20 protein-coding genes are annotated in these 22,718 nt (G+C 40.3%); 14 read left to right on the forward strand and 6 right to left on the reverse strand.

Features of this window, described 5'->3' with window-relative positions; all coding sequences use genetic code 11:
* Positions 1-165: 165 nt before the first annotated feature.
* Entirely contained in the window at positions 166-1,026 is an 861-nt protein-coding gene (locus tag NDQ71_RS09145) for a YicC/YloC family endoribonuclease (RefSeq protein ID WP_064667925.1), read from the forward strand.
* 176 nt (positions 1,027-1,202) lie between these two features.
* Here NDQ71_RS09145 and NDQ71_RS09150 read toward each other — a convergent pair whose 3' ends face one another.
* The 3 genes from NDQ71_RS09150 to NDQ71_RS09160 form a co-directional block, all read right to left on the reverse strand.
* Positions 1,203-2,096, reverse strand: a complete 894-nt coding sequence (locus tag NDQ71_RS09150) for an Abi family protein (protein WP_301562633.1) — start codon at positions 2,094-2,096, stop codon at positions 1,203-1,205.
* A 180-nt stretch (positions 2,097-2,276) separates the two neighbouring features.
* Entirely contained in the window at positions 2,277-2,864 is a 588-nt protein-coding gene (locus NDQ71_RS09155; protein ID WP_128583649.1) for a hypothetical protein, read from the reverse strand.
* Positions 2,864-3,568, reverse strand: a complete 705-nt coding sequence (locus tag NDQ71_RS09160; protein WP_301562634.1) for an AHH domain-containing protein — start codon at positions 3,566-3,568, stop codon at positions 2,864-2,866. The genes NDQ71_RS09155 and NDQ71_RS09160 overlap by 1 nt, the downstream gene beginning before the upstream one ends.
* A 378-nt stretch (positions 3,569-3,946) precedes the next feature.
* On the opposite strand from NDQ71_RS09160, the gene gmk reads away from it, so the two are divergent.
* The 5 genes from gmk to NDQ71_RS09185 all read left to right on the forward strand — a co-directional run bounded on the left by gmk (position 3,947) and on the right by NDQ71_RS09185 (position 9,391).
* Entirely contained in the window at positions 3,947-4,567 is a 621-nt protein-coding gene (gene gmk, locus NDQ71_RS09165) for a guanylate kinase (protein WP_064667924.1), read from the forward strand.
* Between the two features lie 117 nt (positions 4,568-4,684).
* Positions 4,685-4,960, forward strand: coding sequence for a DNA-directed RNA polymerase subunit omega (rpoZ, locus tag NDQ71_RS09170; RefSeq protein WP_064667923.1), 276 nt, complete (start codon positions 4,685-4,687; stop codon positions 4,958-4,960).
* 128 nt (positions 4,961-5,088) lie between these two features.
* On the forward strand, positions 5,089-7,194 hold the full coding sequence (spoT, locus tag NDQ71_RS09175) for a bifunctional GTP diphosphokinase/guanosine-3',5'-bis pyrophosphate 3'-pyrophosphohydrolase (RefSeq protein WP_064667922.1): 2,106 nt from the start codon (positions 5,089-5,091) through the stop codon (positions 7,192-7,194).
* Positions 7,195-7,206: 12 nt separating this feature from the next.
* Positions 7,207-7,599, forward strand: coding sequence for a RidA family protein (locus NDQ71_RS09180; protein ID WP_064667921.1), 393 nt, complete (start codon positions 7,207-7,209; stop codon positions 7,597-7,599).
* 187 nt (positions 7,600-7,786) lie between these two features.
* Positions 7,787-9,391, forward strand: a complete 1,605-nt coding sequence (locus NDQ71_RS09185) for a DUF342 domain-containing protein (protein WP_301562635.1) — start codon at positions 7,787-7,789, stop codon at positions 9,389-9,391.
* A 50-nt stretch (positions 9,392-9,441) separates the two neighbouring features.
* On the opposite strand, the gene asnA is transcribed toward NDQ71_RS09185, so the two are convergent.
* Positions 9,442-10,437 (reverse strand): aspartate--ammonia ligase, encoded by a 996-nt coding sequence (gene asnA / locus NDQ71_RS09190; protein WP_192542745.1) that lies wholly within the window; start codon positions 10,435-10,437, stop codon positions 9,442-9,444.
* Positions 10,438-10,635: 198 nt separating this feature from the next.
* Here asnA and asnC point away from each other — a divergent pair, with 198 nt between their 5' ends.
* The 3 genes from asnC to recG are packed head-to-tail and all read left to right on the forward strand — an operon-like array spanning position 10,636 to position 13,977.
* Complete coding sequence (asnC, locus tag NDQ71_RS09195; RefSeq protein WP_064667918.1) at positions 10,636-11,094, forward strand: transcriptional regulator AsnC; 459 nt, start codon at positions 10,636-10,638, stop codon at positions 11,092-11,094.
* Between the two features lie 54 nt (positions 11,095-11,148).
* Positions 11,149-11,835, forward strand: a complete 687-nt coding sequence (gene trmH / locus NDQ71_RS09200; protein ID WP_064667917.1) for a tRNA (guanosine(18)-2'-O)-methyltransferase TrmH — start codon at positions 11,149-11,151, stop codon at positions 11,833-11,835.
* Between the two features lie 60 nt (positions 11,836-11,895).
* Complete coding sequence (recG, locus tag NDQ71_RS09205; protein ID WP_301562636.1) at positions 11,896-13,977, forward strand: ATP-dependent DNA helicase RecG; 2,082 nt, start codon at positions 11,896-11,898, stop codon at positions 13,975-13,977.
* A 50-nt stretch (positions 13,978-14,027) separates the two neighbouring features.
* On the opposite strand, the gene NDQ71_RS09210 is transcribed toward recG, so the two are convergent.
* Entirely contained in the window at positions 14,028-14,969 is a 942-nt protein-coding gene (locus tag NDQ71_RS09210) for a porin (protein WP_301562637.1), read from the reverse strand.
* Between the two features lie 599 nt (positions 14,970-15,568).
* Between NDQ71_RS09210 and NDQ71_RS09215 the strand changes: the two genes are divergently transcribed.
* Genes NDQ71_RS09215 through NDQ71_RS09230 form a run of 4 tightly spaced genes read left to right on the forward strand, consistent with a single transcriptional unit; the run spans position 15,569 to position 21,269 of the window.
* A complete protein-coding gene (locus tag NDQ71_RS09215) occupies positions 15,569-17,674 on the forward strand; it encodes a TonB-dependent siderophore receptor (RefSeq protein ID WP_192542749.1) in 2,106 nt (701 codons plus the stop codon).
* Positions 17,675-17,683: 9 nt separating this feature from the next.
* Positions 17,684-18,403, forward strand: a complete 720-nt coding sequence (locus tag NDQ71_RS09220; RefSeq protein WP_192542750.1) for an ABC transporter ATP-binding protein — start codon at positions 17,684-17,686, stop codon at positions 18,401-18,403.
* Positions 18,403-19,803 carry a DUF3526 domain-containing protein gene (locus tag NDQ71_RS09225; protein ID WP_192542751.1) on the forward strand — a complete coding sequence of 467 codons (1,401 nt, stop codon included), beginning with the start codon at positions 18,403-18,405 and terminating at the stop codon, positions 19,801-19,803. The genes NDQ71_RS09220 and NDQ71_RS09225 overlap by 1 nt, the downstream gene beginning before the upstream one ends.
* Positions 19,800-21,269 (forward strand): DUF3526 domain-containing protein, encoded by a 1,470-nt coding sequence (locus NDQ71_RS09230; protein ID WP_192542752.1) that lies wholly within the window; start codon positions 19,800-19,802, stop codon positions 21,267-21,269. The genes NDQ71_RS09225 and NDQ71_RS09230 overlap by 4 nt, the downstream gene beginning before the upstream one ends.
* An 89-nt stretch (positions 21,270-21,358) precedes the next feature.
* Here NDQ71_RS09230 and NDQ71_RS09235 read toward each other — a convergent pair whose 3' ends face one another.
* Entirely contained in the window at positions 21,359-22,216 is an 858-nt protein-coding gene (locus NDQ71_RS09235) for a LysR family transcriptional regulator (RefSeq protein WP_192542753.1), read from the reverse strand.
* 91 nt (positions 22,217-22,307) lie between these two features.
* Here NDQ71_RS09235 and NDQ71_RS09240 point away from each other — a divergent pair, with 91 nt between their 5' ends.
* A complete protein-coding gene (locus tag NDQ71_RS09240; RefSeq protein ID WP_192542754.1) occupies positions 22,308-22,682 on the forward strand; it encodes a DUF413 domain-containing protein in 375 nt (124 codons plus the stop codon).
* The last annotated feature ends 36 nt before the right edge of the window (positions 22,683-22,718 follow it).

Consider the following 22,718-nt stretch of genomic DNA (forward strand, 5'->3'; position numbering starts at 1 on the left):
TAATTCATAATTTTACGTATTATAAGTCGATGTGTACTCAGATGCCATGCTGATTTAAACAAAAGCCAATTGTAAAATTCTCATCAACAAAATTTCCGCTAGAGCTTAGACGGTGTTACGGTATAATCACGTTAAAATTGTTTAAATAAAACTAGGAAACCATCCATGATCCACAGTATGACTGCCTACGCGCGTCGCGAAATTAAAGGCGATTGGGGCACTGGCACGTGGGAAGTTCGTTCAGTTAACCAACGTTACCTTGAAACCTTTATTCGCGCACCTGAGCAATTTCGTGGCATGGAGCCGGTAATTCGTGAACGTCTGCGTAAACATTTGCAGCGCGGCAAGGTCGAAGTATTTTTAAAGTTTGTTGCTAATCCTGCACATGTTGGTGAGCTTTCTATTAATGAAGCATTAGCAGCACAGCTCATTAATAGTGCTAAGTGGGTACAACAGCAAAGCAATGGTGACATAAACCCTGTTGATATCCTGCGTTGGCCTGGTGTTATGGAAGCCGAAGAGCTTGACATGGATAGCGTAAACACAGCACTTATTGCAGGTTTTGATCAAGTAATTGAAGATTTCAAATCAGCACGTGGTGATGAAGGTGCAAACCTTGAAGAAATGATCGCCACTCGCCTTGATGCTATTTTAGAACAAGTAGCCGTTGTGGAAACTCACATGCCAGAAATAGCAAAATGGCAGCGCGAAAAGCTCAACCAAAAATTAGAAGATTTAAAAACTGATATTGACGAATCTCGCCTAGAGCAAGAACTAATCTACCTTGCACAAAAGCAAGACGTAGCAGAAGAACTTGATCGTTTAAAATCACATGTCAAAGAAACTAAAAAAATCCTTAAAAAAGGTGGCGCATGTGGTCGTCGTTTAGATTTTATGATGCAAGAGTTTAACCGCGAAGCCAACACCCTCGCCTCTAAATCAATCAACAGTGATATTACCAATGCAGCGGTTGAGCTTAAAGTGTTGATTGAGCAAATGAGAGAGCAGATCCAAAATATAGAATAGTATTTCCAGCTGCTCTTAGCTGTTCACAACCCCCTAATAAACCTAGCTTTTGCTAGGTTTTTTGTTTTCCATGGTTCATAATAGTTTCTTATTGTTTGCACCCAAGTGGTTACCAAAACGGTTACTAAACGTTTTGGTAACCACTTAATCAAACTTCTAGCCTAATTAGAGCCTAGTTATTTAATGCTATTCCAGATAGGTAACTCTTGCCAGTTTTCAGGAAAGCCCATTTCTGTTACGTCTATATTATAAGTATCAATTAAGCTGGCTAACTTTTGCTTCCAATGGTGGTTAGGACTAATTAAATCCATAAAGTAAGCACACATAACTAATGTGTTGTATAACTGCTTCGTTGTATCACTAAAGCTATCAAGTAAAATTTTATCGCCATTGGTTGGCAGCTTCATGGTGAACGTAAAATCTCGATTGTATAAACGGCAGTGGTGAGCACAAATATTACGCACCGTAGTTATGTGGTGTAAAAAGGATGAAAGTATTGTTTCTTTTATTTTATATGAATCTGCAATATCATTTTTCAGTGCTCGACGCGCTATCGCATCATAGCTTCTTGAAAGCCAGCCGAAGCTCATTACTTCAGCAACAATCCAAATAGCGGGTGTTTGCTCTTCATATTTGTGGTTTTGTTTTTTTATATTGGTATCTGACGTTCGTTGAATTTCAGCACAAATATTACTAATGAAGTCCTCGTGATTAAACTTAGTTATAAAAGCAGCCGCATCTAAGTGCGCATGTGAGCCATGCTTTTTTGCTAAATGGTATGCCCATTGAGTTCGCAGAGAAACTTCTATTCGTTCAATGGCGTCAAGCAGTAACAGCCTTAGCTCTCTATCAAAAGAATACAGATTCAAAACTTGTTCAAATGTAATACCAGACTTGAAAGTATGATTTTGATGTTCTTCAATAAATGCCCACCAATAAGTGCCTAGCCTATAATAATTGATATGGCTAAGATAAAAGGCAGCTGATTCTTTATTATTAATTACTAGACCACGCTTTTCTAGAAGCTCGACTTGCTTTTCAAACGTTATAGGGGCTTTAAGGAACTGCATGAAGGCTAAATCCTTTTATCATGCTATAGAAATAATTAACCCCTCGCAGGGCGCTGAGCTTACGGGTAGCGGGAGGGGTGTTGTTACGCGTAATTATAGAGCTTAAAAGTATAATTTCAAGATATTTGTATATACCTAAGAAGTATACTTGAGTGATAAATACACTTTATAAGTATAAAATCAAACAAACGGATCTAGTAAATCTTCGTCAAACACTAAGCCTTTAAGATTGTTACTGTGGATGATGTTTTTAAACTCATCAGTACAATAAACTTTTTGAGCACCTTCCAGCTTAGACTTAAATAATAACTTGCTTTGTATGTCGTCTTGCTCAAAGGTAAGTAACTCTAAACCGTCTTCAAAGCCATCTTCGTATTTGGTTAAACACATGTCTTTTTGCTCTTGTCCGAAGGTAAGCAAATTAAACAACATCATGTTATTGCCTTCAGCTTTAACGGGTAAAAACTCTCCAAAACTTGCTAAACGCTCTTTCAATAACTCATATACTGGCATCTTCATTATTAGAAATTTGCCTAGCAGCGATATGTCATAGTCTTGCTTTTTAGCTTTACCAAAATAATCAAAATTTAACCCCTCGGGCCATAGATGACTAAATTCGATATTATTTAGTGAGGCTGACATAAACATCTTTAATACAGTATCTGGTTCAAGGTCACTGTGCTTTGAAAGTATTTTTGATAGTTCAACAATATTAAAGTCGATTACGTCGTATGTGTAAGCTTCGTTTTTGATTTGATATACAGTCACTATAAAGCCTTCCAGTTTTCGTCTTTTGGTGCAAGTAAACCTGCGGGTACAGTACCCGTTTTTATTTTAACTTTAACAGTTTTTAGCCTGTTCAAAAATAAAGCTTTAGGCGTAGCCGCATTACCAAAGTTAGTATTTATCCATGTCTCATAATTATATCTGTGTAGCTTTCGATGAGGCGGCGAAGCTGGACTATCCCAATTTTGTTCTTTATTTTTTTCAAAATTAATTAACCATACGCCGTTGATAGGATCGTTAATACCGACTCCATGTAGATGAAGGTTAAGCCTTGTTTGTAACATGTTCGCTGATTGGTACTGCCCTTTGCCACAAATAATATGATGAGCTTCGTGCAAATTAGTTGGTTTAGGTTCCCCTATTGCAGCCAAGTGACGAGCAAGCTTTTTTGTTGGATGATGCTTTTCTTGTTTTAATTGCGTAACTGAAGAACTCGCACTCAGCTCACGATATTCTTTTAAATCTGTTTGTAAGCGAGCATGAGCTGTAATTCTCTCTTTCTCTTTTTGCAAATGATTAAAGTCACGAGCCATCTTATTTTTAAGCTCTTCGCTCGCCTGCCCCTTTTGAGCTATTCGCTTGTTATGAAAATCTTTAGCTTTTAACTCATAATTATAAATAGCCATTTCTAAGGGTGAAGGGTTCTGAGGCCTTTCAGGGTGAGGGTACTGCTGTAATTGTTTCATAAAAACGCTCTTCCTTGATTATTTGATTACGATTGGGTGTATAATACAAAAACTAAACAGTTTATCAATTTTTATGTATGTTTTTCGGTACTGACTTAAGCTTACCTCCTCTTTAGTAAAATAATCTCTATGCACCAGAAACCGACTCCAAGTGGTTACCATAGCGGTTACCAAACACAGTTAAAACACTCTAAAACAAGATTAAACCATTGATAACGAAAATGTTTTAAACACCACCCCATATTCAGATCCAAAATATTGAGTAATCACTAACTCACTCAACTTGAGCAAAATCACTTAAATAAAGTACAATATGAATATTAAAGGCTTGAGTTACTCGTAACTCAAGCCTATTTATTTTTAGTAGAGAACAAATTAATGACGCAAACTCGCGGAAACTTATTTATATTATCAGCGCCATCTGGTGCAGGTAAATCAAGCTTAATTAATGCTTTATTAGCAAAGCACAGTGATATGAAAGTATCGGTTTCGCACACCACTCGCGCACCTCGCCCTGGTGAAGAAAACGCGGTGCATTATCATTTTGTATCGGTTGATGAGTTTAAAGCCCTCATTGATAAAGATGATTTCTTTGAGTGGGCGCAAGTTTTTGACAACTACTACGGCACCTCAAAACAAGCAATTGAGCAGCAACTTGCAGCCGGTATTGATGTATTTTTAGATATTGATTGGCAAGGTGCGCGCCAAGTTCGTGACTTGGTCGCTGATGTTGAGACAATTTTTATTTTGCCACCTTCAAAAGCTGAGCTTGAATCACGTTTAAATAATCGTGGTCAAGATTCGCAAGAAGTCATCGCGGGTAGAATGGCGCAAGCACAATCGGAAACGTCACATTTCAACGAGTATGATTATGTAGTGGTTAACGATGATTTTGCTACTGCACTCAAGGAAATCGAGACTATTGTGCTCGCCAAGCGCTTATCGCTACAAAGCCAAGTCATTCGTCATCAAGAGTTGCTGACTGATCTGCTTAAATAATCGTTATTTTTATTAAGCGCGTATTTTATTTGTTTAAATTAACCACAAGCTATTGGCGAATCTGACTGTGTGCAGTAAACTACGTCTTTGCTTAAAAATTTATTTGGAGTGCTGAAGATGGCTCGCGTAACTGTTGAAGATGCAGTAGATGCAATTGGTAATCGTTTTGACTTAATTTTAGTTGCGGCTCGTCGTGCCCGCCAAATCGCTGTTGGTGGTAAAAAACCATTAGTAGACCCTGAAAACGATAAACCAACAGTTGTTGCTTTACGTGAAATTGAACTTGGTTTAGTTGATAGCTCATCGATGGATCTGATTGATCGTGAGGAACAACAACACCAAGAAGCAGCTGAAATGGCTGCGGTTGCAGCAATTGTAGGCGGCAACCAATAATCTGACTTCCTTGTCTGATTTAGCCAACGGGGTAGTATTTCTACGCTAGCCGTTGGCAATCCCTTCTTTTCATCGTATATTCTTAACATACCGTTATCTATTTGCTTCACGAGAACATTGGAGTGTGAATGTATCTTTTTGAAGGTCTAAAAAAGAAAATCTCAGAATACTTACCTGCTGCTGATGTAGAGCTGGTACAAAAAGCGTACGTGGTAGCCCGAGAGGCCCATGAAGGTCAAACTCGCTCAAGCGGCGAACCTTACATTACTCACCCTGTTGAAGTAAGCCAAATTTTGGCTGGCATGCATTTAGATCATGAAACATTAATGGCTGCATTAATGCATGACGTGATCGAAGACACTGACTTTAGTCAACAAGATTTAGCCGAAATATTTGGCGATACCGTTGCCGAGTTAGTTGAAGGCGTTAGCAAGCTCGATAAACTCAGCTTTAAAGATAAAAAAGAATTCCAAGCTGAAAACTATCGCAAAATGATCATGGCAATGACTCAAGATATTCGAGTTATTTTGATCAAGTTAGCCGATCGTACACATAATATGCGCACGCTTGGTGCGCTTCGCCCAGATAAACGCCGTCGCATAGCACGTGAAACACTAGAGATTTATGCACCCATTGCAAATCGTTTAGGTATTCATGATATCAAGAATGAACTAGAGGATTTGGGCTTTCAGGCTCTTTACCCTATGCGTCATCGTGCTTTAAAGTCAGAAGTCGCTAAAGCTCGCGGTAATCGTAAAGAAGTCATTTCAAATATCCAAACAGAAATAGCAGCGCGACTTGAAGAAGCAGGTATTAAAGCAACCGTTTCAGGACGCGAAAAACACTTATATAGCATTTACAAAAAAATGCTGAATAAAGAACTGCTGTTCAATGAAGTGATGGATATATACGCCTTTAGAATTGCCGTTGAGTCAATGGACACCTGTTATCGCGTGTTAGGCGTTGCCCATAACTTATATAAGCCGATTGAAACACGCTTTAAAGATTATATCGCCGTGCCAAAAACCAATGGCTATCAATCGTTACATACCTCGTTGGTTGGCCCACACGGTATTCCGGTGGAAATCCAAATTCGTACTCACGATATGGATCATATGGCAGACAAAGGGGTAGCTGCACATTGGATGTATAAAAAAGCCGGTGATAGCGCAGGTCACACTGCGCAACAGCGTGCTCGCCAATGGATGCAAAGCCTACTTGAGTTGCAACAAAGTGCGGGCTCATCGTTTGAATTTGTTGAAAACGTTAAAACCGAACTGTTCCCTGAAGAAATCTACGTGTTCACTCCAGATGGTCGCATAGTCGAGTTACCTATGGGCGCAACCGCTGTTGATTTTGCTTATGCAGTTCATACTGATGTGGGGAATACCTGTGTAGGTGCACGCGTTAATCGCAAGCCTCACCCACTCAGTAAAGCACTCGATACAGGGCAAACCGTTGAAGTTATAACTAGCTCTGGTGCGCACCCAAATGCTACTTGGCTTAACTTTATTGTTACAGGTAAAGCCCGTTTAGGCATCCGTAACTATCTGAAAAGTCAGCATCATGAAGAGGCCTTATTACTTGGTCGCAGATTACTCGATTCAGCATTAGGTGAAACTAAGTTTGATGACTTACCGAGCGAAAATATTAACCGAGTACTTGAAGAGCATGAGCTTAATACTGTATTAGAGTTATTAGTTGAAATTGGCTGCGGTAATTTAATGAGTATGCTGATCGCACGGCGCCTATTACAAAATGACAATGATGATTTAGGCGATATGACTAAAAATGCTAAAGCGACCATTATAGGCACTGAAGGCATGTTAGTTAATTACTCTAAATGTTGTAGACCCGTGCCTGGAGATGCAATCACTGCACATATCAGCCAAGGTAAAGGCATCACCGTGCACCGCCAAGAATGTAAAAATATTCGCGGCTGGGAAACTGAGCGCTCTAAATATTTAGTGGTTAAGTGGGATGATAACCCAGAAAAAGAATATATTGCTGCACTGCGAGTGGAGATTATCAATCACCAAGGTGCCTTAGCAAAACTAACCAATGTAGTGGCAACAACCCAGGCAAACATCGTGGAAATTGCCACTGATGAAAAAGAAAGTAATTTATACGTGATAGATTTAGGGATCACCGTGAAAAACCGTGTCCATGTTGCTAATATCATGCGCCGCATTCGCGTTATGCCTGATGTACAAAAAGTCTATCGTAAAAAATAACATAGGAAAATCATGAATAAAGCATTTATTTCTACCGATCAAGCACCTGCTGCAATCGGTACTTACAGTCAAGCAGTTAAAGTTGGTACAGCCGTTTATTTATCTGGTCAAATCCCTTTAGTACCGGCAACGATGGCAGTGATCTCTGAAGACTTCGCAGAGCAAACACATCAAGTATTTAAGAATATCAGTGCGGTTTGTCAAGAAGCCGGTGGTAGCATTCAAGATTTAGTAAAAGTTAATATTTATTTAACTGACTTATCTAATTTTGCCACTGTAAATGAAGTAATGAGCCAATATTTTAAAGCTCCTTACCCTGCCCGTGCAGCAATTGGTGTTCGTGCACTTCCAAAAAACGTGCAAGTTGAAATTGATGGCATTATGGAATTACCTTCAACAAATTAACTTCATTATACCCAAGTCACATCTTATGGTGATTTGGGTATAGCAACACATCTAAGAATAAAGAATTAGCTAAACTAACCTATTCTAGTCTCACCTTCGATTTTCTTGACACCTATTCAAATCTCTAGCACTCTATCATTATATAATTATAAAAACCTTTAACTTAAATGTTGTAAAAGGATAATCCGTGTTTAAGCTTGCTCATAACGGTAATGTATTACTCGATGTTATAGAACATTCGCCACCAAGTGCTGCCTTTATTATAGAAGCACTGAAAAAATCGACATTCTGTGAATGCCGGATAGATCATGACGCCATAAACGCTTTTTTTAAAGAACCCAATAGTGAACGTAGTTTAGTTGTAGCAAGTAAACATGATGCCACCCTGACAGTAACTATTAGTGACGATAAAATGTTAGCCACTGGTGAGCTTACAACTGCACAAGGTGGTAAAGCTTTAGCGCTTGCACAAGCTAAACAACAGCTGATCAAAGCAGGCGTTGCCAGAGGCTATAAGCAGGCTTTTTTAGAACAGCTTTTACAACAGCAATTTGAATTACCAGCAGGCACAACGGCTAAAGGCATACTCGCGAAAGGTCGCTTGCCAGAAGACGGAAAATCATCAAAATTACTCCCTCAAGTACAAACCTTAAAAGAACGGTTAAAAACCCCAAAACTGCGTGAAGACGGCACTGTTGATATGCGTGATTTTGGCAAGTTAGCCAGTGTTGAACCAGGTACAATATTAGTTAGACAACAGCCTGCAACCCCAGGTAAAGAAGGTTTTACTGTCAAAGGTGATGTTTTGCCGGCAAAAGCGGGAGAAAGTAGCCCGTTAGTCGCTGGTGAAGGCAGCGAAATATCAAAAACCAATCCACTAGAGTTAATCTCAACCATTGCAGGCGTACCGGTAGAAATTAAAAATGGTATGCGCGTTGATGATATTTTTACTATTGGCGATGTCACAGTTAAAAGTGGCCATATTAATTTTGATGGTAGCGTGATTGTTACTCATAACATTGAGCCAGGCATGAAGGTTACCGCCAAAGGTGATATCACCGTTATGGGCACGGTCGAATCCGGTGAATTAACAGCCCAAGGCGATATTACAATTAAACAAGGTGTAATTGGCCACCAGCTAGATGATAAAACGCTTTCATGCAAAATTATTAGTAACGGTAATATTCACCTTTCTCACGCACAATATAGTTACCTAGCTGGCAATAATATTTTTATTGAACGCCAAGCAAGCCACTGTGCAATGAAAGCCACACAGTTATTACAAATTGGCCAAACAGATAATCCGCAAGGTAAATTATTTGGCGGTGAAATTCTTGATGCAGGGATGATCATAGCTGGTGAAATTGGCAATGAGTCTGGTGCAAAAATGCTTATCAACATGGCAGCATCAGGGCAAGCGATAACCGCTGAAACTGATGAATGCTTAAAAGAGCTCGCTAAAACTGACGAGCAACTTGATACGTTGCAAGCCACTATCGAAAAAGCTGATTTACTCAAAGATGCTGAAAAGAAAAAACTACTGTTAGCAAAAATAGGCGCCACTCAGAATCATTACTGTCAGCAAGCAGAGCAATTAGAAAAGCGCTTATCAAATTTGGAACAACATTTATATGGCTTGCTCAATAATGCTAATTTAGCGGTCAATAAAAAATTGCATTCTGGGGTCGAAATTCATATTTTCGATAAAGTATTAAAAACTAATCGCAGCTATCCTCCTTGTAACGTAAAACTGCAAGGAGGCAAAATAGAGATTGAATTTAAAACCAGTTGATCACAAGCAGATAGAGACTAACAGCTGATAGTCTCTATTTCTCGTCTACGTTATAAAATACCAGCCACTTGCTGTTTTAACTCTGCAGGCCACACGCCTACTTGTACTTGGCCTATATGCGATTTTTGCAATAACAACATAGCCAAACGTGACTGACCAATACCACCGCCGATTGTTTGTGGCAACTCTTTAGCAAGCAATTGTTTGTGCCAATCAAACTCTAAACGCCCTTCATCACCAGTAATTGCTAGCTGGGCCACTAATGCCTCGGGTGATACACGAATACCCATTGACGATATTTCGAATGCATCTTCAAGCACTGGGTTCCATAATAAAATATCGCCATTTAAGCCACTGTACTGCTCGCAGGTTTGGGTTGACCAATCGTCATAATCTGGCGCGCGTACATCATGAATTTTACCATCTGCCAATGCGCCACCAATACCAATTAGAAACACCGCACCATATTCTTGAGTAATGGCTTTTTCGCGCTGCTTAGCGGTAAAATCCGGATACATTTGACGTAGTTGCTCACTGTGCACAAAGGTAATTTCAGCAGGTAAAAAAGGGCTGATAGCAAATTCATCAGCAACAAACTGCTCAGTTGCTTTTAAGCTTTTATACAAAGCGCGTACTGTTTCTTTTAACTTGTCTAAAGATCGTTCTGTACTGGCACAAATTACTTTTTCCCAATCCCACTGATCAACATACACAGAGTGTATCGGGCTTAATGACTCTTCATCCGGACGCAATGCTTTCATATGCGTATATAAACCTTCGCCAATTGCAAAACCGTGATCTGCCAAAGTTTTACGTTTCCATTTCGCCAGTGAGTGAACCACTTCAAATTGGCTACCTGGAATGGTTTTAACATTTACCGCAACCGCATTTTCAGTGCCACTTAGGTTATCTTGAATACCATCACCTACTTTAGCCAAAATTGGGGCTTGCACTTCAATTAACCCTAATTGTTGCTCTAATTGCTGTGAAAAATACTGTTTCACTTTGCTAATTTGCTGCTGTTGCTGCATAAATTGTGAACTCATAATAATTGGCCTCATTCCCAGTTATTGTTACTTGCTAAAAGTGCATGATTGCGCTGCAGCAACCATGTCGTTAAAGCAATCCTCAAGCATTTAGCAATTTAATTCAATAACCAACAACAAAAAGAGCTTTAATATATTAATTAAATCAATTTAATGGTATAAAAAATAAAGATTCAATAATTATGACGCTTTATTTATATGGAAAATTATCAAATCGATAATCTCGATAAACAGATCCTTCACGCTTTAATGGATAATGCCCGTATTGCCTATGCAGAATTAGCCAAACGTTTCGCTGTTAGTGCAGGCACTATTCATGTTCGCGTTGAGAAAATGAAACAAGCAGGGATCATCACCGGTACCCAAGTAAGCATTAATGCCAAACAACTGGGCTATGACGTCTGCTGTTTTATTGGCATAAACCTTAATAATGCCCGTGACTACCCACAAACCTTATTGCATTTAAAGGAGCTTGAAGAAGTTGTAGAGGCTTATTACACAACCGGTAACTACAGTATTTTTATTAAGGTAATGACGCGTTCAATTGATCATTTACAAGATGTACTGATCAATAAAATTCAAGCAATCGAAGCAATACAATCAACCGAAACGCTAATATCACTGCAAAACCCAATTAGCCGCTCAGTAATGCCTTAGCTCACTAATTCCCGTATAATAGCGGCAATTTTATGAGTTCAGACAAGGCTAAAAATGGAAACTACTCGCTACCATCGTATAAAACACATACTCGATCGCCGTCAAACCGATTTAACCGTGTGCTTAGAAGATGTGCATAAACACCATAACTTGTCTGCTATTGTCCGTAGTGCAGATGCAGTGGGTTGCCATCATGTGCATGCGGTATGGCCAGAAAATCAAAAGTGGCTAACCAATAACACCTCCGGCGGCAGTAAAAACTGGATAGCCACTCATCTACATAAAGATATTGATAGTGCGGTGGCGATGATGCGCCAGCACAACCCAAAAGTACAAGTGCTTGCCACTAACTTAAGTCCTGATGCTGTTGACTATCGCGAGATTGATTACACGCTACCTACAGCGATTATTGTCGGCCAAGAAAAAACCGGCATCTCAGCGCAAGCACTCGCCCACGCGGATAAAAATATCATTATTCCGATGCAAGGCATGGCGCAGTCACTTAATGTGTCTGTAGCAGCGGCATTAATTTTATTTGAAGCACAAAACCAGCGCCTTAAAGCAGGTTTATACCAACGAACTATGCTTGACGAAACTATAAAGCATAAGATGTTATTTGAAGGCTGCCACCCGATCATTGCGCAAAAGTGTAAAGAAAAATCATTGCCTTACCCAATACTTGATGACAATGGTGAGATCATTGCGGATGAAGCATTTTGGCAGCGGTTAAAACATGCTTGATGACTAAAGCGTTCACACGTAAACTAAAAACCATCTAAAAATTAATGATTTGAGCCTATTTTGTCAAAGCCAGCTTTAAGCCGCTATCCAATCACTGATCTCAAAGGCGTTGGCCCAAAAATGGCTGAGCGCCTTAAAAAGCTGGGGATCAGCACAGTACAAGATATGCTCTTTCATTTACCGCTGCGTTATGAAGATCGCACCCGAGTTTATAATATCTGTGATTTAGCGGTGCATAGCCATGTGACGATTGAAGCAAGCATAGAAACCAGTCAGATCACTTTTGGTAAGCGGCGTATGCTGGTGTGTCAGGTAAACGATGGTACTGGCAGGCTAACATTGCGGTTTTTTAACTTCAGCGCAGCACAAAAAAATGCCATGAGTACTGGTAAGGTGATTCGCTGTTTTGGTGAAATACGCCGTGGCAGAGTGGGCTTTGAAATGACTCACCCAGAATACAGCCTTTGCGATACACCGAGTGAACAACCAACAGCAACCACGCTAACGCCAGTTTATCCAACAACAGAAGGTTTAAAGCAACTCTCTATTCGGGCTTTAAGTGATCAAGCAATTGAATTACTGAATAAATATCAAGTTGAAGAGCTATTACCAGCGCAATTTCAACATGCCGGTATGGATTTAACTCACGCACTTTTATTACTACACCGTCCAGCCAATGACGTTGATTTAAGTGCCCTTGAGCAAGGCCTGCATCCTGCACAACAACGCCTAGTATTTGAAGAGCTGCTAGCGCAAAACCTCAGCCTATTAAAATTACGCCAACAAGGGCAACAAGTAAAAGCCGTGGCACTGGATCCAATCAACCAATTAGAAAGTAAGTTTTTAGCACAACTGCCTTTTGCTCCCACCAATGCGCAAAGTAAAGTGGTTGCCGAAATTAAAGCTGATTTACAACACCCCTATCCGATGATGCGCTTAGTCCAGGGGGATGTAGGCTCAGGTAAAACATTAGTTGCCGCTTTGAGTGCCCTAACGGCTATCGCACAAGGCTATCAAGTCGCGTTAATGGCCCCCACAGAGATTTTATCAGAGCAGCACGGCATTACCTTCGAAAATTGGTTTCAAGCTTTAGGCATCACTACAGCTTGGCTAGGTGGCAAAACCAAAGGCAAAGAACGCAGTGCTACACTTGAGAAAATAGCCTCAGGTGAAGCGCAAATGATTGTTGGCACCCATGCATTATTTCAAGAGCAAGTGGTGTTTAACAACTTAGTATTAGTCATCATCGATGAGCAACACCGGTTTGGCGTTCACCAGCGCTTATCACTGCGAGAAAAAGGCCGCTTTAATGATTGCTACCCACACCAATTAGTAATGACAGCCACGCCAATACCACGCACCTTGGCAATGACTGCCTATGCCGATTTAGAAACCTCCGTGATTGATGAGTTGCCACCCGGACGTACCCCAATTAAAACCATTGCACTACCTGATACCCGTCGTGATGAAATTATTGCGCGCGTAAAAACAGCCTGTACCGAGCAAGGCCGCCAAGTTTATTGGGTATGCACCTTAATTGATGAATCGGAAGCATTGCAATGCCAAGCAGCAGAAGATAGCGCACTGCAGTTAACTCATGCACTGCCTGAGTTAACTATAGGATTAGTTCATGGCCGTATGAAAGCAGCAGAAAAGCAAGCTATTATGAGCGAGTTCAAAGCTGGAAAAATTCATATATTAGTGGCGACAACGGTTATTGAAGTCGGGGTTGATGTGCCGAATGCCAGTTTGATCATCATTGAGAATCCTGAACGGCTTGGCCTTGCACAATTACATCAGTTACGTGGCCGAGTTGGTCGTGGTGCAATCGCATCCCATTGTGTGCTTTTATACCACGCCCCCTTGTCTCATACGGCACAAAAACGTTTAGCTGTGCTAAGAGATAGCAATGACGGTTTTGTAGTTGCTGAACGCGATTTAGAAATTCGTGGTCCAGGTGAAGTGCTCGGCACTAAACAAACAGGTTTAGCGGAATTTAAAATTGCTGACTTAACCAGAGATAAACACACACTCAACTTAGTCAGACCTATCGCACTACAAATGCTCCGCCAGTACCCTGAACAAGTAGAACAACTTATCAATCGCTGGCTTGCGGGTAAATCAGTGTATGCACAAGCTTAATAGTAAACAGCCTTACTGTAAGAAGTAAGGCTTTTTCAATAGTCTCAAGACTAAAACTTGTATTCCATGCCAACACCTAAGTAATCTTGATCAACATTGCTGTCCATATCAAAATTAGTATAGAAGGCAAATAACGTGGTGTTTTTGCTCAATGAGTGATCAACACCTACTGAGATCGCAGAGTTGTTATCACCATCTTTAAAATCAATCGTTTGATACTGTAATTTGAACGTATTGCTATTCAAAGTATATGCCGCATTGACTAAATAGCCATCAGCTTCACCAGTCCCATCAACTTTTTCTTGCTTTTGATACATAGCGCCTAATTTAATATCAGCCACTTTACCTTGAAGACTTGCGCGGATGACATCATACCCATTTACTTCGCTATCAGCTGCAATAGATGCATAAAGTTTGCTTTTTTTAAGACCCGAATCTCCGTATGTAAGAGCTAATGAATAACCATTCTCTCCTTCACTGTCTTTTTCGGCAACATAAGTTGCAAGCACTTTTAAACCATTAAAGTCATTCGAAGAATAGGTAACCGTATCACTTAAGCGGTTATCACCTTTAAATAGATTTTTTATATCACCTTTAAATAGATTTTTTATATCACCTTCAAGGTCGTTAAATAAGTCCAACTTCCCTTGAGATTGCTTCAAAGCGGTATCATTGCGACCAATAACGAGTTGCCCAAAGCTGCCTTGCAAACCAACATATTGATTACGAGAAGTAAAAGTATCTTTTGAGTCATCTGATACATTGACCTGAAATTCAAATTTGTAAACAGCTTCCAAGCCTTCACGCAGCTTTTCTGAGCCTTTGAACCCGATACGAGAAGCATTACTCTTAACCTCTGTAAACGATTCATCGCCATCATCTGAGGACTGCACGGTTACATTTGCTTTACCGTACACATGTACATCCGCAAATGCCGAAAAAGATAAACCACCAAATAAAGCTAGGAATAAGCTAGACTTTGCAAATTTCATGTCGTTTCCTCAATAATCGCAACGAAAAACACATACTCGTGTTTGATTGAGCGCAGTGTGCCAGTGAAAAATGACAGAAAGATGACAACTGAAACAAAAACGTCAATTTATATTCATAAAAAGTAATTATTTTTGTAATTAAAGTATATTTTTAAGAACATGCGTTGGTTATAAAGTTAGACAGTCTGTAGTATATGTTGGACTTATTAAAACTGTACTGCACCACAACTTATAAACACATGGTCAGTTCATTATAGAAGCAATACGATTAGTTTAAACAAAAATAAATATTTTGCTATATTACAGCTTCATTTACATTTATTTACATTAACTTTATACCAAAAAATGTAACAATATAACAACACATAAAATAACTAATAATATGCTTTGCTCACTTAATACTTGCTAGTAAAGGTGATCTCCGCCAGCCATAATAAGCGCTCATTTTTTATTATCCCCATTCTCAAAATAAAAAAACAAACACAACAAAATGATAACTATTATCACTTCCAATTAAAATTCAAACATGTTATATTCGCTATGTTATAACATTTAAAAGCAATAATTACTTACACTACTTAAATTCAGGTTGGAAAAAAATGAAAAGGTCTGCTCTAACAGTAAGTGTTCTTACTGGTTTATTTTCAATGCAATCATTTGCAACTCAATCTATTGAAAAACTTGAAGTTCAAGGTACGCGTACACCACTTTATAGTACCCGAGATGTAAATGCCTCGGCACTAGGGATCAAAGATCCTCAGTTTTTACCTATTTCTATTCAATCTTTTTCTGAAGAGTTAATAACGAATCAAAGAGTAAAAACTTTGAGCGAAGTGCTTGCTAATGATGCATCTGTACAAAATACGGCTATCGGCACAGTATTTGATTTTGTCAGCCTGAGGGGCTTTCAACTCGATTGGACAAATGGTCTAAGACGAGATGGGCTCGCTCTTGCTCCTTATCAGGATGTTCCACTGGAGAATATTCAACGAATCGATATTATTAAAGGCCCATCAAGTTTGGTCTCAGGTTTTAATAATCCTGGCGGTACGATTAACTATGTAACGAAGCGCCCAACGATGGACTCCTTTTTAGATATCACGACAGAATTTCGTAGTCGTGCGGGCCGTTATATTCATGTAGATTTTGGTGGCCCCTTAGATAGTGAGCAAACTTTTGGCTATCGTATCAATGCCGCAGTAGAAAAAAATGGCGACTTTACCGGTGGTGACGATCTAGAAAGGCACTTTTTCAGCGCAGCTCTAGACTGGCAACTGTCTGACCGTATTTTTATTCGCTTAGATGGCGACTATCAAGACAAAAGCACTGTATCACAACCACTTATAGGTTTAGCGCGTGACCCAAATGATGATAGCCATTCCGTGCTCCCTCCTTATGTAGACACGAGTGAAATATTACTTGGCCAACCTTGGGCAAGATATAAAACCGAGTCCTTCAATATAGCGGCGCGAGTGGATTTTTGGCTCAATGATAATTGGCAGTGGGTTAACCAAGTCGCACTTTCTGGGAATGACAGATTCACTATTTTTCCTGATATATATTCAGTTGACTTAGAAGGAAATGTTCTATCAGCAAGTATTCAAGTCACGCCAGATGAAACCTATGATACGGTTTCTGCCCATAGCTTCTTTACAGGGCAACTTGTTACTGCAGGTATTGAACATGAACTCGTTATTGGCGCAAGTATTCGTGACTACCAATCTAAAGATGGTCGCTGGTTTGAGTTAGACAATCCTGTTGGTAACATATTTAGCCCTACACATGTAAGTAAACCTGAATTCCCAGAATACCCCGACCCAACAACAACAGACACAACCGAAAGCTCATTTTTCATTACCGATACCCTGCATTTTAATGATGTATTTTATGCGACTCTAGGGCTGCGTCATATTCAATATAAAAAAGATCAGACCGCACCAAACCAAGCTAAATCAACATTAGATAATCGCACCTTCAGCACACCTATCATTGGCTTAAATTATAACCCGAACGATCAACTCGCTTTTTATGCCAGTTACTCTGAAGGTGCTGGAGAAGGTGGCGTAGCAGTAATTGGCAGTGGAGCAATTAATGAGGGCGAATCGTTAGGGCCACAAGAAAGTGAACAAATAGAAGCCGGTATAAAATACCAAACTGACTCAATGAACTATTCCGTTGCAGTATTCGAAATTGAAAAAATGCTGGAATATCATAACCACATCACCAATTACTTTGTACAAGATGGGACTCAATCTCATAAAGGTATCGAACTTAATGCCAGCGGCTCGTTTATTAAAGGCCTATCGACAGTTGCTTCGATAACATTTATGGACCCTAGTTTGGATGAACTTGATGGTGAACCCGCACTCAATGGTAACCGTCCTGCAAATGTACCTAAATTCCAAGCAAATTTATTTTTAGATTATCAACTACCTTTCTTAGAAAACCTAAGTGTAAATGCAGGCATGTTTCATGTGGGTGAACGGGAACAAAATGTTAATAACAATTTGAACCTTCCGGCTTATACACGCTTTGATTTAGGTGCCAAATATCACTTTAGTGATTTTAACACCACACTGCGAATTAAGGCCGAAAACCTATTTGATAAAGAATACTGGCTGTCTGGCGGTGCTAAAGGCATAGATTGGGGCGTCGCGCCAGGTCGCGGCCGGACACTTATTGCATCATTAAGCGTCAGCTTTTAAGGATAAATCATGACCACACCCATTATTCAAATTAATAACTTACAAAAGCGCTTTGGAGAATATCAAGCCCTTCAAGGTTTAAGCTTGGCCGTACATCAAGGAGAGATTTTAGCGCTGCTCGGTCCTAATGGCGCAGGAAAAACAACCACCATTAATTGCCTGTTAGGTTTTTTACAACCTGATGCAGGTGAAATCAGCATTGCAGGGGTAAACCCACAACTCGATGTCGTAACAGCAAGGCAGCATTTAGCGTATATTCCCGAGCAAGTGGCTCTCTACCCTCGCCTTACTGGACTTGAGAATCTCGCCTATTTCAGCAAAGTGGCGAGCATCGAAAAAACCGATGACGAATTTCGTGCCCTACTCGCAGAAGTAAAACTACCAAGCCATGCTGTAGATAAGTCCGTTGTAACCTATTCAAAGGGAATGAGACAAAAAGTAGGGATCGCTATAGCACTTGCAAAAAAAGCTAAAGCATTGATTTTAGATGAACCAACTTCAGGCCTTGATCCATCAGCCAGCCATGAGTTTAGTCAACTCATACAATCGCTAGCGAAGCAAGGTGTCGCAATTTTAATGGCGACCCACGACTTATACCGTGCTCAAGAGGATGCGCATCGCGTTGCAATTATTAATCAAGGGCAATTAGTCGACACGTTACTTTTCGAACAATTAAAAGAAGTCCAACTTGAATCTGTATACCTTAAACATATCAAGGTGGACGCCTAATGTTACAAAGTACTTTTAAAAAAGAATGGCTCGATACTAAGCGGCAAGGTCAAGTACTCTGGCTGAGTGGCATTGCTGTTTTGTTATTATTACTGGCTTGTGTGACTGGTTTTAAGAGCCATCAAGGCTATCAGCAAGCCGTAAACGAGGTATCTCAATCAGAGCAATTACGCTGGCTGAACCAAGGTGAGAAAGGCCCCCACTCTGCAGCTCATTACGGCATTTATGTCGTTAAGCCTACCACGCCACTGGCAGCACTCGATGATGGATTACAAGCTTACCAAGGAAATGTATTGAGGTTAGAGGCGCACATTCGTAACGATAGCTTATTTAGAAGCGCACAAGATAACTTGCCATTGTCGCGCTTTGGGAGCTTATCACCCGCCTTCGTGTTGCAAGTATTATTACCCTTATTGATCATTTTAATTGGCTACCCATTACTTGCACGGGAGCGTGAGCAAGGCACTTTAAAACAACTACTTGCAGCAGGTGCAAGCCCTGCAAAGTTGTTTTTTGCTAAATGTGCTTTGCTTTTCACACTTTCATGCCTGTTCTTGCTACCTGTTGCACTTTTTTTACTTTATAGCCAAACTGCAAACGAGGCGCCTTATACGCTAAGAAGTGCTCTATTTTTACTCTCTTATTTAATTTATCTATTACTTTGGTCATTGATCACTACGACACTCTCTAGCCTACTTCCTACGGCACGACGCGCATTAATTACATTACTTACTATTTGGGCATTCACAACATTATTAATGCCAAAACTTGCAATGAATATTGCAACCACCTTGCATCCTCAAGGGTCTGGTCAAACGTTTCAGGCAAAACTTGAAAGCGAGGTTTATACCGATGCACGCCTCGATGCGATTGAAAAATTTAAGCAGCAAACACTCGCCCAGTATGGCGTCAGCCAAGTAGCTGATTTACCCTTCGATTATGCAGGAGCACAACTCCAATTTGGTGAACAATACGCCGACAAAATATTTGATCGCTTATTTAAAGCCCGTTTAGAACAGCTTGAAGCACAGTCACAAAGCTACCAGTTGGCAGGGTTGTTAACTCCCTTTATCGCAGTACAAACACTCTCGATGGCGACCGCAGCCACTGATTTTAGCCACCAGCAATCTTTTGAAAATGCAGCAGAGCAACATCGTCGTCTTATGCAAGAAGTCCTTAACTTTAATCAAAGAGATCATGGTCATAAGGCTGAGGGACATTACTCCGCAGGAAAAGAGCTATGGCAGCAGATCCCTAAGTTTTCATACCAATACCCACGTTTTGCTCACTACCTGCCTCACTACGTTATTAGCCTCATAAGTCTTGGCTTTTGGCTAATTGTACTGGTGCTACTTAGTTTATTTGCAATTAAAAAGCTACGTTTAGAGGAACAAAGATGAAGCGCCTAATATTAGCTACTGAGCTTAAAAACCTATGGCGAGAGAAACTCGTACTCACACTTTTTCTTACCACCAGCGTGCTTGCACTCGTGGCATTCTTTAATGCCCATTATTTTACTAATAAGCAGCGCGACATAGTACTTGCTGCCCAACAAATGCAGCAACAAACAATTCAAAATGCTAAAACAGGATTACCCGAGAGGCTCGCGAGTACCGAAAATCATAAATGGTGGGAAGACCCGTACGACCTACGCGGACAAGCTTTTTACTTGATGCAAAATTACGCTACCAAAACTCCGCTCGCAACGGCTCCTATCGCAACGGGACAAGCTGATGTATTACCGTATTATTTTAAAATGCTGATTAAAGAAAAGCAGCATATTGTTCATCAATATGATTATGTCCACCCGCTTTCACTGTTACTTGGTCAGTTCGATTTAAGCTTTGTGGTGATCTATTTACTGCCATTGCTCATAATTAGCATTTGTTTTAATGCTTTAGCGAGTGAACGCCAAGGCGGACAGTTAAGGCTACTAATGCTTCAAGGTGGCAGTGCCACGCATCTACTCACCTACCAATTACTACTACGAAGTGCGTTGATTCTAATGCCATTTCTACTCATAAGTAGTCTACTTTTGGTTATCATAAGAGACCAAATAGGTGTTACTGAACTACTGAGCTATAACCTTATTGTACTGTGTTATTCTGGGTTTTGGATTGCTTTAACAGCTTGGATTAATAGCCGGGCCAAAAGTGCCGCAAACAATGCTGCGACTCTCGTTACCTGTTGGCTCGCTTTGGTGATTGTTGTTCCAGCTTTGGTCAATACAAGCATTGCTTTACTCGACCCAACGCCTTCACGTATTCACTATATAGATAGTCTTCGAGCAGCCAGCGATGACGCTCAAAAAGCGAGTGAAAAAACCTTAGCTCAGTATTTTCAAGACCACCCAGAGCTTGCAAAAAATGGCAGTGGCGCCAGTGATTACGCCACCAAAAAAATTGCAACAATAAACTCTGTTGAACGCGCAATGGAAGTTCAAGATGCACGCTTTTTAAACGCGCAGCAAGCACAACAACAAAGCGCCCAAAAACTACAGTATCTTTCCCCTGCGCTTATTGTCCAAACACTATTGGTAGATTTAGCTGGAAACGGTTTGACGCGTCATCACGCTTTTATGAGCGAAGTTGAAGCTCATCATCATGCACTACAACGTTTCTTTGCCAACGAGATTGCCAAAGCTAATCAAAGAGGAGACTTTGCACCATGTGATGGTTGTAGCGCAAAGCCAACGCTCACGAATCTTGCGGATATTCCTCAATTTAGCAGCAAATTTGCTACACCTGTGTACAGCTACACACCATTAACCTGGTTGCTGCTACTAGCCGTTGGCCTTCTCCTTATAGCAAAACGTCGCGTTAACAAACTAGACAGTGCGAATAACAAAGAGGTGTTAGTAGTATGAATTATCTATTTTTTAGATGACGAAGGGATTTATATAGCCAGTTACCAAATAGTAACTGGCTATAAGGACACTTTTATATTCAACAGGAACTACTTATAACTTATTTTTAGCTCCATCAGGAGGTTGACCAATTTTTCCAGTAGTGGGGTTTGTTCATTGTCTCTATGATATGCAACAAACACATCCCGGGATGTGTGGGCCACATCTTCAACATGATAAAGCTCACCTGCCTTTAATTGCTCCCAAACAAGCAACTGAGGAATAAACGCACTGCCGCCGCATTTTAAAATTAAATCGAGTGCTATACGCCCTGTACTGGTTCTAAAATAAGGAGGTGCGTGACCATTAAACTCACGTGCATGCCATAACGAAAAGGACGTTCCCCAATCAACATACACATACTGATTATCGAAAAAGTTCTCACTATTTGCAGCTTCAAAGGCACTAACAGGAATGATTGGTAATTCACATATTCGCTTAACAACAAGTTCATCAACCTTCGGAGGGTCGAACAGCACAGCAAGATCTAATGTACGCTCTAGTAATAAACGAGTGCTTTCTTGTTGAGCCTTAACTTCAGCCACAAGTGACACACCCGGCATCGCAGAGACAATATTAGTAATACCGAACTGCAAAAATGCATCCCAAACATTTGGGGTGCCTGCTAGGCAAATTTGCTTGTGCATATTATCTGCAAGCGCAACATCAACTTTTGCTCTTTGCATTCCGGTTATAATCATTTGTGCGTGGGGTAACAAGCGCTCGCCGGGGGCGGTCAATTGGATATTATTGCGTTGGCGGATAAATAAATTAACCCCTAACCCTTGTTCTAGTTGACGAATACGAAAACTCACCGCAGACTGTGTAATATAAAGGTTTTCTGCTGCTTTGCCAAAGTGGCGAGTACGCACTACTTCGACAAAGGTTTTCAATAAATCTATATCCAATTACTTATCCTCACGATAAAAATTTTTTGTTTAATAAATTACGCAACTTGATCCATACTCCAGCCAGTATATAGGGCATGAGGAAACAGCCATGAGCAACGATATTTCACTACTTCGCCAAGCATTTGTAAGCCAACGTCAGTTTTATGATGACCAGAATTTCCCACGCGGATTCGGCCGCAGCGGTAATTTCACTTTATTAGAAGCTAACATACTTGAACAACACGGCGTGGTACTCAAAGGGTTATACAACAAAATCCTTGAACCACAAAACGAAATTCAAGCACAATTTCTTGCTGTTGTTTCAGGTAGTCAAGAGCCAACTAACGCAATTGAGCGAACTTGGATAAAATACCTCAAGCTAACGACCTGTAAAACTAAATTTCATACGCTATTTGGGCGCTCTCGGATCTCAAGTCCAACGCCACAGAGTCAAGACTACTATTCGGAGTCAGATAGCCTATAAAAGTAATGGTGCTATTTGCTTTTTCGTGTTTTAACA

This window comes from Pseudoalteromonas sp. KG3 (genome assembly GCF_030436385.1).
In the GTDB taxonomy this organism is placed as follows: domain Bacteria; phylum Pseudomonadota; class Gammaproteobacteria; order Enterobacterales; family Alteromonadaceae; genus Pseudoalteromonas; species Pseudoalteromonas prydzensis.

Bases quoted from the DNA above. Each gene is read 5' to 3' on its own strand.
- NDQ71_RS09145 (WP_064667925.1), top strand. From the start codon at position 166: ATGATCCACAGTATGACTGCCTACGCGCGTCGCGAAATTAAAGGCGAT.
- NDQ71_RS09150 (WP_301562633.1), bottom strand. From the start codon at position 2,096: ATGCAGTTCCTTAAAGCCCCTATAACGTTTGAAAAGCAAGTCGAGCTT.
- NDQ71_RS09160 (WP_301562634.1), bottom strand. From the start codon at position 3,568: ATGAAACAATTACAGCAGTACCCTCACCCTGAAAGGCCTCAGAACCCT.
- gmk (WP_064667924.1), top strand. From the start codon at position 3,947: ATGACGCAAACTCGCGGAAACTTATTTATATTATCAGCGCCATCTGGT.
- rpoZ (WP_064667923.1), top strand. From the start codon at position 4,685: ATGGCTCGCGTAACTGTTGAAGATGCAGTAGATGCAATTGGTAATCGT.
- spoT (WP_064667922.1), top strand. From the start codon at position 5,089: ATGTATCTTTTTGAAGGTCTAAAAAAGAAAATCTCAGAATACTTACCT.
- NDQ71_RS09180 (WP_064667921.1), top strand. From the start codon at position 7,207: ATGAATAAAGCATTTATTTCTACCGATCAAGCACCTGCTGCAATCGGT.
- asnA (WP_192542745.1), bottom strand. From the start codon at position 10,437: ATGAGTTCACAATTTATGCAGCAACAGCAGCAAATTAGCAAAGTGAAA.
- asnC (WP_064667918.1), top strand. From the start codon at position 10,636: ATGGAAAATTATCAAATCGATAATCTCGATAAACAGATCCTTCACGCT.
- trmH (WP_064667917.1), top strand. From the start codon at position 11,149: ATGGAAACTACTCGCTACCATCGTATAAAACACATACTCGATCGCCGT.
- NDQ71_RS09210 (WP_301562637.1), bottom strand. From the start codon at position 14,969: ATGAAATTTGCAAAGTCTAGCTTATTCCTAGCTTTATTTGGTGGTTTA.
- NDQ71_RS09215 (WP_192542749.1), top strand. From the start codon at position 15,569: ATGAAAAGGTCTGCTCTAACAGTAAGTGTTCTTACTGGTTTATTTTCA.
- NDQ71_RS09220 (WP_192542750.1), top strand. From the start codon at position 17,684: ATGACCACACCCATTATTCAAATTAATAACTTACAAAAGCGCTTTGGA.
- NDQ71_RS09225 (WP_192542751.1), top strand. From the start codon at position 18,403: ATGTTACAAAGTACTTTTAAAAAAGAATGGCTCGATACTAAGCGGCAA.
- NDQ71_RS09230 (WP_192542752.1), top strand. From the start codon at position 19,800: ATGAAGCGCCTAATATTAGCTACTGAGCTTAAAAACCTATGGCGAGAG.
- NDQ71_RS09240 (WP_192542754.1), top strand. From the start codon at position 22,308: ATGAGCAACGATATTTCACTACTTCGCCAAGCATTTGTAAGCCAACGT.